General features: G+C 49.0%; 10 protein-coding genes. All 10 read left to right on the top strand.

The features are described from left to right. Positions 1-35 precede the first annotated feature (35 nt). Positions 36-2,351 (top strand): dynamin family protein, encoded by a 2,316-nt coding sequence (locus ACKTS9_RS04990; RefSeq protein WP_407879352.1) that lies wholly within the window; start codon positions 36-38, stop codon positions 2,349-2,351. A gap of 36 nt (positions 2,352-2,387) precedes the next feature. Next, a complete protein-coding gene (locus tag ACKTS9_RS04985; protein ID WP_407879350.1) occupies positions 2,388-2,945 on the top strand; it encodes a hypothetical protein in 558 nt (185 codons plus the stop codon). Between the two features lie 132 nt (positions 2,946-3,077). Next, positions 3,078-6,290 (top strand): ATP-binding protein, encoded by a 3,213-nt coding sequence (locus tag ACKTS9_RS04980; protein ID WP_407879348.1) that lies wholly within the window; start codon positions 3,078-3,080, stop codon positions 6,288-6,290. Then, positions 6,287-7,435, top strand: coding sequence for a DNA/RNA non-specific endonuclease (locus tag ACKTS9_RS04975; protein WP_407879346.1), 1,149 nt, complete (start codon positions 6,287-6,289; stop codon positions 7,433-7,435). Before ACKTS9_RS04980 ends, ACKTS9_RS04975 begins: the two co-directional genes overlap by 4 nt. Before the next feature lie 5 nt (positions 7,436-7,440). Further along, complete coding sequence (locus ACKTS9_RS04970; RefSeq protein WP_349216681.1) at positions 7,441-7,827, top strand: immunity protein YezG family protein; 387 nt, start codon at positions 7,441-7,443, stop codon at positions 7,825-7,827. A 202-nt stretch (positions 7,828-8,029) separates the two neighbouring features. After that, on the top strand, positions 8,030-9,277 hold the full coding sequence (locus tag ACKTS9_RS04965) for a leucine-rich repeat domain-containing protein (RefSeq protein ID WP_407879343.1): 1,248 nt from the start codon (positions 8,030-8,032) through the stop codon (positions 9,275-9,277). A 111-nt stretch (positions 9,278-9,388) separates the two neighbouring features. Beyond that, positions 9,389-10,090 (top strand): metallophosphoesterase, encoded by a 702-nt coding sequence (locus tag ACKTS9_RS04960; protein ID WP_407879341.1) that lies wholly within the window; start codon positions 9,389-9,391, stop codon positions 10,088-10,090. A 93-nt stretch (positions 10,091-10,183) separates the two neighbouring features. Further along, entirely contained in the window at positions 10,184-10,843 is a 660-nt protein-coding gene (locus ACKTS9_RS04955) for a hypothetical protein (protein ID WP_407879339.1), read from the top strand. A 227-nt stretch (positions 10,844-11,070) separates the two neighbouring features. After that, positions 11,071-11,730 (top strand): hypothetical protein, encoded by a 660-nt coding sequence (locus ACKTS9_RS04950; protein ID WP_407879337.1) that lies wholly within the window; start codon positions 11,071-11,073, stop codon positions 11,728-11,730. Positions 11,731-11,760: 30 nt separating this feature from the next. Beyond that, a complete protein-coding gene (locus tag ACKTS9_RS04945) occupies positions 11,761-12,198 on the top strand; it encodes a hypothetical protein (protein WP_407879335.1) in 438 nt (145 codons plus the stop codon). Positions 12,199-12,203: the final 5 nt, after the last annotated feature.

The raw sequence follows: 12,203 nt of genomic DNA, 5'->3' as shown, positions 1-12,203 counted from the left end.
ATATAAAAAATAGACTAAAAAGGAGTTCAGGACAAATGGTGTTATCAATTTCGTACAATCCGTATCTGCTGGAAAGCCGTTTTCAGGTGAATGGAAAAAGTGCAAACAAAACGCCTTGGGCACAATATCTGCGCAGACGCAGGCTGCAAACATGGTTTTATCCTGCACCGAACTGGAAAGGTTTTGCTGTCGAAATCCAGAATGCGTTGAATGAGCGGGAAGTGGAAATTGAGTTTACCGGCAGGAAAATCGACTACCAGGATCTGCAGCTCTTCTGCGACCAGTGGAACAGCCAGAGCGGCAAGGATCATAAAACGCGCTTTATACTGAGAGCGCTGAAAGGCGAACTGCGGGAAGATAAAAATGTTCTGCAGGAGCTGGACAAGCTGGTGGCAACATTCAAGGATTCCCCCGTGGAAGAACTGCGCAGTGAGGAATTGCAGCAGCGCTATCAGCAAGAGCGCAAAAATGATTTTGACTTGGCTGTAGTTGCCACCATGAGCAGCGGAAAGTCTACGCTCATCAATGCTCTGCTGGGACGCGATCTTTTGCCGGCAGCAAACGACGCAACCACCGCGAAAATCACGCGAATCCATGACCGTGATGATCAGGAAGGATTTACCGTGGAATGCAGCACTCGGCAGGGGGAGGTTTTGTACAAAAGCAGACTGGCGACGCCGGAACTGCTGGACGAGTACAACAAGGATGACAAGGTGTTTTATGTTGATCTGGACGGGGATATTCCCGGTATTTCCGGTTCGATGCTGCGCCTGAATATTCTGGATACCCCGGGGCCGAACAACTCTGCGACGCAGGAACATCGCGATGTGACCAATACGGTGCTCCACGATAAAGAGCGGCAGCCGATCATTTTGTATGTGATGGACAGCACAAAACCGGAGGATGAATCCGACGCAGCGCTGCTGGAAGATATTGCAAAGACAATGAAGCGCGGCGGTAAGCAGACGCAGGAACGCTTTGTGTTTGTAATGAACAAGGCTGATATGTTATCGGAAAAGGACGGACAAATCAGTGAAATCCTGAGTCGGCGTCAGAAGTATTTGGGGGAGCGCGGAATTGAGGCGACCCAGATTATCCCGGTAAGTGCAAGCACCGCAAAGATTCTGCGGATGCAGAAAAACGGTTTCGATCTCTCTGACGATGATAGGGACGATTTGCCCGGTGCGGTAAGAAAACTCGGTAGAAAAAATTTAGACGAAGTTGCCTTGCTCAGCCCGGCCTGCCGCGCAGAGCTGAACCGGAAAAAAGAAGAAGCCAAACAGGCCGGTGACGAAGATATGCTTGCTTTGATCTCCACCGGTGTCATCGGCTTGGAACTGACAATCAACGAGTATCTGGAAAAGTATGCTTACCCTTATAAAATCAGTCGTATCATTGAAACATTCAGTAAAAAGCTGAACGAAGAAGAAATGCATGGTAAATATGTAGCGCAGATAGCTGAAAGCGAAGAGAATCTGAAAAAAGCCATAGCCGCATTGGAAAAGGCAACGCGCAAAAAAAAAGAACTCGATGCAAAAGCGGTGGAAATAGAAAAGCAAATTGATACGATCGAATTTAATCGTAAACCGATTATGGAGTTTGGTGCTGAATTTGAGAAAAAAGCAGAGCAAGCGGTATTATCAAAAATGAACAAGGATATTCCAGTGAACCAGAAACATTCGTTATTAAGAAAACTGGAACAATTACAACGTGATTTGATAGAAAATGCTCAGGAAGCGTTGTACAAAATGTTGAATGAACAACTGCATCAAAAATTTGATCCAATTTACCAGATTATCCGAGAGTTACAAAATAGTTTTAAAAAGCTGGAAATTGAAGGAATTGATTTCAGTAACGTGAAAGAATTGACGGATCTGGACGACCTGCTCAGTTTGATGGAACTAGAAGATTTATCGGATGTTTTTAATGAGAGTGACTATACTTATCAAAAAAGTCATCAGGAAACTAGAACTCGTGCAAATCCGGAGCGTGCTGGATTTTTGGGAATGTTTAAATTTTGGAAACCAAAAACCATTACGGAAACTATAACGGTTTCAGATGGAGAATACATTAGTGCTGAATTGCTCTATAGTGAAGTAGTGAAAATGATTCAAGATGACTTTGAAAAAAGAATGCAGGAGTTGGAAAACAGCTATGTTATTTTGTTCAAAGACAAAAGGGGAGAATGTATGACCTTTTTGAAAAAAGTTTCTGAAGAACAGGAAAAGGAATTGGGCTATTTGCGCACTTTAGCTGCAAAGGTGGAAAATAGCAAACTCGATATAAAAGAAAATGAAAGACGTATCCAGTGGATGGAAAATTGCACCGCCGCTTTGAGTAAAATTGTTTAAACAAATTCGAGGAGATAACTTAGGGAGGTAATTTTTATGAGTTATAAAAAATTCGAGATGACTCATTTAATTGATCAGGCATTACAAGAAGGAAATATAAAAAGTGCCCGACGCGTAATAGCGAATATATGCCCATTTGATCGTACCTTTACAACGAGCAAGTTTGAAGACGCATTAGAATATGTACGGGACGTAAAAGGTGTGGATATTTATGAGCCGTTTGATGAATCAATAAAGCCGCTATACGCGGAGCGTGTTGACCGGAAGGATCAGACATTAGAAGCGGACGATTTTGCAGTTTCTGTTGCATATTTAAAAGAAAACTTCTGCCCCGAGCGCATTGAGGACACCAAGAAACTGGGGCGCTATTTGTTCCCGGAGGAAATGCATTCGCCGAAGCCGGAGCCGCAGCCTCGGTTCGAGCCGCATCGTCCGAGCGGGATAACCGCGCGGGAGATTGGTGCGTCCTATAAAAGCGACACTCAGAGGACAGTGCAAAACCCTCCGAAAAGCGGTCAGACCAAAAAGGTGTGGCCGCTGGTAGCCGGGGGCGTTGCCGTGGCGGCGGTTCTGCTCTACCTCTTAATAAAATGAGCCCTCATTCACCGGAATGGGCAAAACGTCCGCTTTCCGTGCGTTTGAAGGCTATGAAGAGGCATAAAATGACAGCAAACAGTGCGCAGAAAAATCGATGGTTGTTCGAGTATATACAGGGAGACTGAAGATATGGATGATTTGAGAAATGGCTTGATGCCGCAAAATGCGCAGCAGACGATTGATCCCCGTGATCTTTCGACGCGCCGCGAAGGGTTGCAGCGCGCTTTGGAACTGGTGACAACGGATTATGTGGCCAATCTTAACAGTTGTCCGATCCTTCCGATGTCAGAGCAGATGCAGGAGCAAATGGAGGACATTGCGCAGTGGACACGGCTTTATCATATGGATAAGGTTGTGTATGCACCTAAGGAGAATTTTCTGCAGAAAATCACAACGGTGCTGTATACCGCGTATGCGCAGGATACGCCTGTGATGGTTCTTGTTACATCGGACGGCAAAAAGACGGATTATTACATCGGTGTGCAGTTGACGGAAGCGAACGATGCCAGCCAGGGAACGGCGTTTCAGGATGCCTTTGTCGGGAATTTTGCAGGCAGCGAACTGGATTTGTGCGATAATGATTGTGTCCGTCAGTTGAGCGAAGCGTTTGTGCAAGGTGAAAATGTCACAGCGATTTCCGGTCTGCCTTCGCTGCGCGGCGGCGAGGACAAATTCAATATCGAAGGGTTTGTACAGGGAATCGAAAACATGGTGGATTCTCTTCGCGGCTGCAGCTATACCATGCTGGTAAAAGCAGACCCTGTGCAAAGAGCCGCATTGCTGGAAATGAAACGCAGCTATGAGAAGATTTATTCTCAGCTGAGTTCATTTGGCAAGTCCTCTTACAGCTTTAACCAAACCGACACAGACAGCTTGGCTCTCTCGGAAGGTGTGACGGATACGCATACGGAAGGAACTTCGGACACGGAGACAGAATCGGATTCGCATACGTACACGGAAGGATCAAGCCATACGGAGAACATCAATAAAAGTGGGCAGGCTGCAGCTGGTCTGAAAGTAGCTGGTGCAGTCGTAGGTGGAATTATCGGAGGCCCTTTAGGTGCATTGACCGGCGCTGCAGTAGTCGGCGGTATTGCCGGCATACCAGGACTTGATTCACTTATTACACCCTTCATCAACAATACTTCCGAAGGAACCAATACAAGTACTTCTGACACCCATTCCACTTCCAGCAGCCACGGAACAAACGAAAGCGATTCCCGCGCGCTTTCCAACACGCAGACCAATACGCAAAGCAGTGCCAACGGGCGTACTGTGCAGTTTACTTACGAAGATCGGCGCATTACGGATATCCTGAAAATCATCGAGGAAAACATCAAGCGGATCGATTTGTGCTCCGGTTTCGGCGCGTTTTCCAGCGCGGCATATGTTGTATCCGACAGCCCGGTTGTTTGCTCGCGTGCGGCGTGCGTCTACAATGCGCTGATGCGCGGCGAAAAATCTGCGCTGCAGTCGACCCAGATCAATTCGTGGCAGGGCAGGCAGGCACAAGAGATTGCGCGTTATCTGGGCGGCTTTTTCCATCCGCAGTTTCAATATCAAATGGGAGACACAGAAACGGCAGTCACTCCTGCCATGTTGATCAGCGGTCAGGAACTGGCTCTGGAAATTGGTCTGCCGAAACGCTCTTTCCCTGGTGTTCAGGTAATGCAGCATGCGGAATTTGACTGCAATCCGCCGGAAAGCGGCAATTTGCGGCTGGGAGATCTGTATCGGATGGGCAAGGTGGACGAGAATGTTTCCGTAAAGCTGTCGGACAAAAGCCTCACTGCCCATACGTTCATCACCGGCTCAACGGGTGCGGGCAAATCGAATACGGTGTATCACATTTTGAATGAGCTGACAAAAGACGATTCGGTTCATTTTTTAGTAGTAGAACCGGCCAAAGGCGAATATAAGGGCGCCTTCGGCGGACGCGAAGATGTTGCAGTATACGGCACCAACCCGCAGCTGACAGAGTTGCTGCGCATCAATCCGTTCAGCTTCCCTGTTAGGGGTATTCATGTGCTGGAGCACCTGGACCGACTGGTGGAAATTTTCAATGTGTGCTGGCCGATGTATGCTGCTATGCCTGCGATTTTGAAGGATGCCTGCGAGCGTGCATATGTCGCCGCCGGTTGGGATCTCGTCGAAAGTGTCAATCAGTATGACGATGGATTGTTCCCAACTTTTGCAGATGTTCTGGAACAAATTAAAATTGTCGTAAACGAAACGGACTATTCAGCGGATACCAGCGGTGATTACAAAGGCGCACTTGTCACCCGCGTCAAATCCCTGACAACGGGTCTCAACGGCCAGATCTTTACGCCCGATGCTCTGCGTGATGAGGATCTGTTCGATAAAAATGTGATTGTTGCTCTCAGCCGTGTCGGTTCCACAGAAACCAAAGCGTTGCTGATGGGGCTACTTGTAATGAAGCTTCAGGAATACCGCATGGCGAGGCAAAAAGGCACGGACAGCGACCTGCGCCATGTGACCGTGCTGGAAGAAGCACACAATCTGCTGAAACGCACTTCCACGGAACAGAGCAGCGACAGCGCCAATCTGCTGGGCAAATCGGTGGAGATGCTGGGCAATGCAATCGCGGAGATGCGCACCTACGGCGAGGGCTTCATCATCGCTGATCAGGCGCCCGGTCTGATGGATATGGCGGTGATCCGGAACACAAACACCAAAATCATCATGCGTCTGCCGGATCAGGGCGACCGTGAACTGGTGGGCAAGGCCGCAGGGCTGAACGACGATCAGATCAAAGAGCTGGCCAAGCTCCCCATGGGTGTGGCGGCTGTATATCAGAACGAATGGCTTGCTCCGGTACTGTGCAAGGTCGATCATTTTACGGACAGAAAGGAATATAAGGGAGCAGCGCGATACAGTTCCGCGAAAGTGCGCCAAGCGATGGTGGAACGCGAAATTCTGAATATTCTTGTGAAAGATCAAGTGCCGGAAAATGTGGATGAGTTCAGGTTACAGGTGGTAAAGGCTGATTTGAAAGTTTCTTTGAAATATTTTGTATTTCAGTATCTGTATACGCAGAATAGGTCTGAACGGAGCATCCTGCGCACCCGCATAGCAGCGTCTTTCTTTCAGGCGAGTAAATGGATGTCGCGATTTGCGCAAGAAAAAAAGGATGTGGATGCAAAAAAGGTAGAGACCGCTGCAAGAGAGGCAATCGGCAGCTATCTTGAACTTTTTGATGAAGAGCAGCAGCAACTTCTGATTACGCTTGCGATAGAAGGCGCCTGCATCGAGGATATGCGGAATATTGATACGGCAAATGTTTGGCGAGAGATGATCATGCAGAGAGGGGCGATTGGATGAGCTTGGGAATAGAGTCTTTTGCAAAAGCGTTGGAAGCAGTTTCTCATGCTGGAGAACAACAGGTAGCTTCGATGCAGGATGCTCTGCAGAGGATAGAATCGTACGGAGATTTTCTGAAAAGTAAAGTCGAGGAACATTCTTTAGATAAAGCTTTAAAAAAACTGGGAGTGGATGATGCAAGATATGAATTAAGAGGCAAGGTCAATGCGCTGTACGAAGAGAGCAGTGAGCAAGCCTTTAAGGAAATTGACAAGATGTTCTACAATGGTCCTTTCGTAGAGCACATGGCAGTGTATGATGTAATTAGTGATAAGCTGTTTGGCTTGGAAAACGCAAAATTAAAAAACATCCTGTCAGATATGTCAAGGCCGGTGGCGGAACGCGATATGGCCAATTTTTACTTGGATACCAGAAACGGAATGGCGGAGTTTAGGGCAGAAAGCCTTTCGTCTCTCATCCCGCGAATGGCGCAGGAATACTGTGATCCCTTTGATCCGGCATCCGATTTAATTGATGCACAGGACGCAGCCGAGGACCGGATACAACGCGTTGCGGAAAAAATCGAGGATATCGAATCTTGGGAACCGCCGGTAAAGCGGGGAAAGATTTCCGAGACGCTGGAAAGTGAAACGATTACCTATTATACGGACGATGATGGTAAGGTGGCTGGTTTCCGTGTGGGGAATATCAGCGAAAAAACTGTGCACGAATATCGAATCCCCAATGCCGAGTATACTTTAGATGGGTTTACATACCACACGGACGACCAAGGGCGTGTGACGCTGATAGAAGGGTATCCGCGTTTTCCGGAAGAGGACAGCGTAAGAAATCAAGTGGACCAGAGAACAAGCGGAGGACTGGATCGCGTCGATAGTGATGATGGTGGACATCTTGTGGCAAAGTTGCTGGGAGGGGATGCATCGTGGCTGAATATTGTTCCGATGGACGCAAAGTTGAATCGGGGCGACTATAAGTCGATGGAGTTGACTGTCGCAAAAATGCTGGAAAACGGTGAGAACCCCAAAATCAAAATTGAGGTTCGATACGATGATCAGCAGGGAATCCGACCCAGTGGGTTCACTTATACTGTGGAAACGAAAGATAAAAAGATTCAAAAAGTGTTTGACAATGTGTGCGGCAGGTGAGAGAAATGAAAAAAGACATGTTAGCAAAACAGATATCCGAAATGATCCAACAAACGATTCCGGAAAAAGCTAATGTGAAGCAGGTTGCCGTTTACGGTGAAGTGACAGCTGCTTCTTACATGATTTATTACTATGTGAAGACGGAAGAAAATCAAAAGTGGCATCAGTGTTATAAAATGTATCAGGAACTCAGCCTGTCTGAGAAAACTCTAGAGAAAGCATTTTCGCAGATTGCGCAACTGCTTCGTGCGAATTTTTCCGATGAATGGTCTAACTTCACTTTACTTATAAAAACCGGCACGGAAATGCCGCAGTTGCTGTTTGATAATTCGGATCTGACGGAAGGTTCTTACGAGCATATGCAGCAATGGGAGAAAACATATCTGGTGTAATTTGTTCCGTCGAATAAATCATACCTGATAAAACAGTGTGCCAATAGGCTGCCGCTTCCTGATTGGGACATCCCAATGAAGAAAAGCAAGCCTATTGGCACTTGTTTTTGTTTTATTTACCTGTCTCATAAGGGTATAGTCATGTGGGACAGATTATCATCGCGAATTTGTATGGATTGGAGAAGCGGAAAGGAAAATTGGGATGTCATTTAGAATCAGACACGGCATTTTAATGGACTACAGGCCGGAGCCGGGAGAGACGGAAGTTGTCATTCCGGAGGGAGTGACGGAGATTGAGCCGCGTGTCTTTCAGGATTGCGAAAATCTGACAGCCATTACAGTCCCGGACGGTGTGACCGTGATAGGCAACGCTGCTTTTTCCGGATGTGACCATCTGACGGAGATTTCCCTTCCCGGGAGTATTGTTTCCATCGGCCGCCATGCTTTCCTGAATTGCGAAAGCATTACAGCCATAACGATTCCGGAGGGAGTATCGGTCATTGAGAAAGAGAGCTTTCGCGGCTGTGTAAACCTTGCATCCATTACGATACCGGAGAGCGTAGAGCGCATTGGCGATTACGCTTTTTTCGACTGCGAAAAACTGGAGGACATGATCCTCCCGAAAGGATTGACGGCCATTGGCAAAATGGCCTTTGGATTGTGCGGGAGTTTGAAAGCGATTGCCATTCCGGATGGTGTAACAACGCTTGAAACCGGAGTCTTGATGGAATGCACAAGCCTGACAGCTGTTACCCTTCCGGACACGTTGACTTGCATTGAGGAAGGCGCTTTTTTGAACTGCGGCAGCCTTGCCGCTGTCTCTGTTCCAAAAGAAGTGACATTCATTGGCGAAAATGCATTTCAAAGATGTGAAAAGCTTACATGCCTCACCATTCCGGAAGGAGTCACCACGATCCGTTTTGGCACTTTTATCGGATGCAAAAATCTCAGGGAAATCATCCTGCCGAAGAGCGTGACGACCATTGAGGCGTCTGCTTTTCACGATTGTCAAGCATTGAGCCGGATTACGATTCCGGAGGGTGTAACAGCCATCGGGGAATGTGCTTTCCAGAACTGCCGAAAGCTCAGGCGAATTACGATTCCGGAACGTGTCACCGTGATCGGCAGGCAGGCTTTTTCAGGGTGTAAAAGTCTTACCGCCATCACCATTCCCGAAGGAGTCCGCACGATTGCTTACGGTTCTTTTGAGGGATGCAGCCGCCTTGTGGAGATCCGCCTGCCGGAGAGCGTGACGAAGATCGAGAAATGTGCATTTCAGGGATGCCGGAAACTTCGTTCCATTGCAATTCCCAGAGAGGTCATGACCATCGGCGAGGGAGTATTTGCAGACTGTAAAAGTCTCGATACCATTTTCCTTCCGAACATTGCAATCGACATGGACGAAGACGCGTTTACCGGATGCAACACCCTGACGTTCGAATTTGTATGACGGCAGAAAAACGGCAATGCTTCGGACAGCACCCGGAAGATGGCCTGTAAAAGTCATATCGATTGCAGTAAACTGAAAACGGAACGTACAGAGAAAAGCCGGAGGAAAACGATGATTTACTGTATGTCGGACATTCACGGGGACTATGAAAAGTACCGCCGGATGCTGGAGGCTATTCCGCTTCGCGAGGAAGATACGCTGTATATTCTGGGCGATGTGGTGGACCGCGGCCCGGAGCCGGTCCCGATCCTGCTGGACATGATGCAGCGCCCCAATGTGCGGCCGGTTCTGGGAAACCACGAATATATGGCCGTGCTGTGTCTGCGTGCGCTGGTAAAGAAGATCACAGAAGAGACGATTTCGGAGTTTTCCGCCGAAACCGTCCGGGATCTCTGGAACTGGCAGCAGGAAGGCGGACAGACGACACTGGAAGGATTCCGCCGGCTGGACGCCGCACGGCGAAAAGCGGTGCTGGAGTACCTGCTGGAATTTGAACTGTACGAGGAGGTAACCGTAAACGGAAACCGGTATCTGCTGGCGCACGCAGGGCCGGAAAATTTTTCCGAGAACCGGCCGCTGTGGGACTACGGGCTGCACGAGTGGATCTGGACGCGGCTTGATTACACAAAGCGGTATTACAAAGACCGTTTTCTGGTGACGGGGCACACACCGGTGGCCTGCATCCCCGGAAATACACAGAAGGATTCAATTTTCCGCGCCAATGGACACATTGCCATCGACTGCGGCTGCGGTTCGGGCGGGACGCTCGGCGCGATCTGTCTGGATACCGGCGAAACATTTTACGTGAGATAACCAAGCGGATGGGCCTTTTTTGGCGCATCCGTTTTGCTATTTTACAGGTGCGGAAACGATTCCGGAAGCGATGCAGAAAGAGAGGTCTTTACAGTGAAACAGGAAAACCAACATTCACGGAAAAAAAGAGCGGACATCCTGCTGGTGGGCATCGGTGGGGGCGGCGGCAATGCTCTGAGCAGCCTGATTGTCACAGACCGTCTGAGTGACCGGGTGGACACGCTGGCGATGAACACAGATTTGAGCGCTTTGATGATCCGTCAAGACAGAAGCGGAGTGAAAATCCTCCAACTGGGAAAAAATCTTTGCCGTGGGAGAGGTGCGTACGACCTGGAGGTAGGCGAGGCGGCTATGCGAGAGGCCAAAGAGCAGGTCTGCGCGGCGGTGCGAGGGTATAGTATGGTGGTCCTGATCGCATGTCTGGGCGGAGGAACCGGTACAGGTGGGACGACGGTATTGGCCGGGTGGCTGCGCGAGATGGGAATTCCCCACAAAGTTGTAGCGCAGATTCCGTACTATTTCGAAGGGAGCAGAAAGGCGGGATTGGCGCGGGAGGCGCTGGAACAGCTTCGACAGGCGGGCGAATGTGTACGGGAAGTTGCCGAGGCGGAAATACAGGAGACGGCACGTGCCATGGGAATAGAAAAGTTTACTCTGATGAATTGTTTCGAACTGGCGGATCAGGTGGTCGTGCAGCAGGTGGAAAAAATTTTAGTCGAGATGGGCGCAATTTCGAGGACAAAAAACGAGTAAGAAAAATCCAAAACCTCGTCGCGTGCTGTCCGCGATGCAAGAATTTCTATGCAGGTGCCAATCCGGCCGAAGAATGGCACTACCTGAACTGCGGGGAAAATGGATTAGTGCAAAGATGAAACGACAAGACGAAGATCATTGACGTCGGATGAAAATGTGACCGCCGAACAGCTTTCCAACGGAGTACTAAAGAGCCTTGAATACTTGACAGAAACGGAGAAAGCACAATGGAACAGGAAAAAAGATCGGACATCTTGTTGGTGGGGATCGGCGGGGGTGGCGGCAATGCTCTGGGCAGAATGGTTGATGCAGGGCGTCTGAGTGACCGGGTGGATGCGCTGGCGATGAACACAGATATGAGTCCGCTGATGCTTCATAAATCCAGAGGAGTAAAAATTCTCCAACTGGGAGAAAGACTCTGCCTCGGAAGAGGGTCGTGGGCAGACCCGAAGTTGGGACAAGGGGCCATGCAGGAGTCGAAAGAACAGGTCTGCGCGGCGGTGCGAGGGTACAACATGGTGATCCTGATCGCATGTCTGGGCGGAGGAACCGGTACGGGCGGGACATCGGTATTGGCCGGATGGCTGCGCGAGATGGGAATTCCCCACAAGGTTGTGGCGCAGAGTCCGTTTCATTTCGAGGGAAGCAAAAGAGCGGAGCAGGCGCGGGAGGCACTGGAACAGCTTCGACAGGCGGGCGAATGTGTCCGGGAAGTTGCCGAGGCGGAAATACGGGAGATGGCACGTGCCATGGGAATAGAAAAGTTTACTCTGGTGAACTGTTTAGACGTGGCGGATCAAGTGATTGCGCAGCAGGTAGAAGAAATTTTAGCCAAGATGGGCGCAGCCGGCCGACCGGAGAAGGAATCCGTGCACACCGGTCAATGACTGCACAGGAAGCGTGAGAGGAGGAGTTTTGTGAAAAAGGCGGAGATGGTCTCATTTTGTTTTGAAAATTGTGAGTCCGTGGAGATACCGGTCCGATGGTTTCACCAGTTCAGAATCAGCGGGATTCACGAAGAGATCGAGAAGCAGTTCGGAAACATTGAAAAAATCACGTATGCTGATTTCTGTGAAATGGAATTGTATTGGGACATTGAAAAAGAAGTGCATCGTTTCAGCGGCTTGCTGTGGGGTGTGAGGGATCATATACGCAATTGGCGTTTTCTGGAGCGCGTGCGCGCTCAGCGTGATATTGTCTCCATTTATGTGAAGTATGAAGAAGGGCTCGAAGAAACGTATTATCTGCCATGGACATCGCTTGATTTCACGGAAACCAGCAATGCGCTCCAAAAGGCGTTTTATACCCGGAACGGAAATCTTCGGATACGCATTAAAAAGAGATCCGAAGTATGATATGA

This window comes from Owariibacterium komagatae, assembly GCF_045865535.1.
GTDB classification, from domain to species: domain Bacteria; phylum Bacillota; class Clostridia; order Oscillospirales; family Ruminococcaceae; genus Ruthenibacterium; species Ruthenibacterium komagatae.
The sequence above is the reverse complement of the archived record's forward strand: the minus strand, read 5'-3'. Positions and strand labels throughout refer to the sequence as shown.

Coding starts and splice junctions, on each gene's coding strand:
- ACKTS9_RS04950 (WP_407879337.1), top strand. CDS start 11,071: ATGGAACAGGAAAAAAGATCGGACATCTTGTTGGTGGGGATCGGCGGG.
- ACKTS9_RS04980 (WP_407879348.1), top strand. CDS start 3,078: ATGGATGATTTGAGAAATGGCTTGATGCCGCAAAATGCGCAGCAGACG.
- ACKTS9_RS04970 (WP_349216681.1), top strand. CDS start 7,441: ATGAAAAAAGACATGTTAGCAAAACAGATATCCGAAATGATCCAACAA.
- ACKTS9_RS04960 (WP_407879341.1), top strand. CDS start 9,389: ATGATTTACTGTATGTCGGACATTCACGGGGACTATGAAAAGTACCGC.
- ACKTS9_RS04985 (WP_407879350.1), top strand. CDS start 2,388: ATGAGTTATAAAAAATTCGAGATGACTCATTTAATTGATCAGGCATTA.
- ACKTS9_RS04990 (WP_407879352.1), top strand. CDS start 36: ATGGTGTTATCAATTTCGTACAATCCGTATCTGCTGGAAAGCCGTTTT.
- ACKTS9_RS04965 (WP_407879343.1), top strand. CDS start 8,030: ATGTCATTTAGAATCAGACACGGCATTTTAATGGACTACAGGCCGGAG.
- ACKTS9_RS04975 (WP_407879346.1), top strand. CDS start 6,287: ATGAGCTTGGGAATAGAGTCTTTTGCAAAAGCGTTGGAAGCAGTTTCT.